This window comes from Helicobacter sp. MIT 14-3879 (assembly GCF_003364125.1).
This window is the reverse complement of sequence record NZ_NXLP01000127.1, coordinates 1-2301: the sequence shown is the minus strand read 5'-3', so window position 1 is coordinate 2301 and position 2301 is coordinate 1. Positions and strand designations below refer to the sequence as shown.

Sequence of the window (2301 nt, the reverse complement as noted above, 5' to 3'; positions counted from 1 at the left end):
CTTTCATAAACAATATTCTCAATCACTCTCTTTAATCTTACCTTGTCTTTCTTTATTCTTTTATCTTATGCTTATTATGGGTGGAATCTCTTTTAAAGGCATTGACCCTCAATATTATGAGTTTAAGAAACTATGTAATCTTTATGCTAGAAAAAGGTTAATTGGTGATAAAGACCCAGAAAACTTTGTTTATGGAGACAATGCTGTTTATAAGAAAATAGGAAGTAGAGTTACAGAAATGGCATTTCAACAAGTTGATACACAAGGTAAAATAATATTTTATGAAAATAATACATATTTTTATGATAATTATGGTATATTCCTAAAAGGCGATGAGGGTGCTGGTTGGTATATCGATTTTGGCAATAAAATATTGGATTGTAGTGATTTAAATAAACAATTTAAGAGGTTATTATGAGTAAAGATATAAGAACAAACGAAGCAGATTTAAATTTAGTTAAAAAATTCTTAGCTTATGCAAATTGTGCTGATGCTTCTTATGCCTTAATTTTGTTTATATTTTTACTCATTTTGTTTAATGGTTGCTCACAATATGATAAATTTAAAGAGCTATGTGAAAAAGAATCTTCTCAAACAACTATACACAATGAATGCTATTGGGAAATTTTTTCTAATCGCAAAAAAGGCAATACTCAACACGATGATAAAGGAGAATACTATTATAGTAAAAAATTAAATAAAAAAATATATTTTGATTATCAAAAAGCGAAATATATCAATGTAAGTCAAAAAGATATAGGTAAAATCACAGACACTATTTTTGAGGCATATTATGACAATATACATTATGCTACAATACATAGTTATTCTTATTCTCGCAAAGGAATATTTTTAGGTGGAGATGAAGCAAATGGTTTTCACTTTTATTATGAAAAAACAGATTATTGTAAAGATATAGGATACTAAAAATGAGTAAAGATATAAGAACACAAGAGGCAAAGTTAGATTTAGTTAAAAAGTTTTTAGACTACGCAGAATGTGCTGATGCTTCTTATGCCCTATTAGAACCTGTATTTGAGGGGGTAGTTAAAGATAAAAAAGATGAAAGAAATAAAAGGAAGTTTTAGTAATATGTTTGTATATATTATCTTGTTATCAATATGTGTAACGATACTATATATCATAATGAGAATCTTAATATTTTTTATTAATAAAATGTTTAATAAACGATTTTCTAAATCTTTGGCTTTAATATTGCCCTGTTATTTTATTGTATCTTTTATCTTATTTCAAGAATCTTCATTAAAATTCTTTGACCCACAATATTATATCCATAAAACTATCTGCGAAAAAAGCGGCATCTATGTTTATAATAGAGAACTTTATGAAAAAATTAATAATAGAGAATATATAAAAATCACTAGATGCATACCGCCAATATTTGAAAAGCAGTCATATTCTAGAATATCGCCACAGTTAGAAGCATATTGTGATGAAGAACATCGTTATGTTTATTATAGCTTAGATTATGAATATAATATTCTTGGCATAACTGCAAATGTTATAATTGAAAGAGAAAGTCCATTTGTAATATCTGAACGTTGCTTATTATTAAATCGCTTAAGTGATAGAATTATTTATATGAATGAGTAATAGCTATGTTGAAGAATATTCAAACACAAAATGCCGATTTAAACTTAGTTAAGAAATTTTTAGATTACGCTAATTGTGCCGATGCAAGTTATGCAATGCTGCATTATGTAAATTATGTGAAAAAAGATAGTGAAGATAAAAATGAACAAGGTGATAAACAAACTTTAGGATATAAATTCAATAATCAAAACTCTACTTATGCAAGAGCTATTGAAGCTAGATTCAATGAGGATAAAATAGGAGATTGGTGCATTCCTTTTATTGATAAATGTCTTACAACCAAACCTAGAATATCTGATAATGACATTACCCAAGTAGGACTTTATGATAAACTTAGCGATAGAACCATAAACTTTACTTCTCGCTTTAAACTTCTACATCACCAACCAAATACTACTTCAGGATTCTCTGCAACTTTATTTGAGGACTTAGGAGAGCTAGATAAAGAGTTAGACAATAAAACAAATACAAGAAAAAAGCTAGAAAAAGATAAACAATATATTTTAGCTATTCGTGGCACAGAATTCCCCTTAGGAATCTTTAATGATATAGCAGAAGCTGATGTATCATTAGCCCTAAATTCTCTCTCTAATCATCAATATATAGATATGCTAAAGTTTTATTGTGAATGTGTAGATAAATATCCATCTCTACATAAAGATAATAATCTAATAATAGTAGGACATT

General features: G+C 27.3%; 3 protein-coding genes and 2 pseudogenes. All 5 read left to right on the top strand.

Translation table 11 applies throughout. The annotated features are described in order from the left end of the window. A pseudogene (locus CQA44_RS11855) lies at positions 1-418 on the top strand (hypothetical protein); the annotation flags it as partial. Then, positions 415-927, top strand: a complete 513-nt coding sequence (locus tag CQA44_RS12825; RefSeq protein WP_181881909.1) for a hypothetical protein — start codon at positions 415-417, stop codon at positions 925-927. The pseudogene CQA44_RS11855 and the gene CQA44_RS12825, both read left to right, overlap by 4 nt. A gap of 2 nt (positions 928-929) precedes the next feature. Beyond that, positions 930-1088 (top strand): diadenosine tetraphosphate hydrolase, encoded by a 159-nt coding sequence (locus tag CQA44_RS11845; protein ID WP_115547402.1) that lies wholly within the window; start codon positions 930-932, stop codon positions 1086-1088. Beyond that, entirely contained in the window at positions 1063-1614 is a 552-nt protein-coding gene (locus CQA44_RS11840) for a hypothetical protein (RefSeq protein WP_115547401.1), read from the top strand. The genes CQA44_RS11845 and CQA44_RS11840 overlap by 26 nt, the downstream gene beginning before the upstream one ends. 5 nt (positions 1615-1619) lie before the next feature. Continuing rightward, positions 1620-2301, top strand: a pseudogene (locus CQA44_RS12820) (lipase); the annotation flags it as partial.

What these genes read in the sequence shown, in the direction of transcription:
- CQA44_RS12825 (WP_181881909.1), top strand. Translation starts at nt 415, where the DNA reads ATGAGTAAAGATATAAGAACAAACGAAGCAGATTTAAATTTAGTTAAA.
- CQA44_RS11845 (WP_115547402.1), top strand. Translation starts at nt 930, where the DNA reads ATGAGTAAAGATATAAGAACACAAGAGGCAAAGTTAGATTTAGTTAAA.
- CQA44_RS11840 (WP_115547401.1), top strand. Translation starts at nt 1,063, where the DNA reads ATGAAAGAAATAAAAGGAAGTTTTAGTAATATGTTTGTATATATTATC.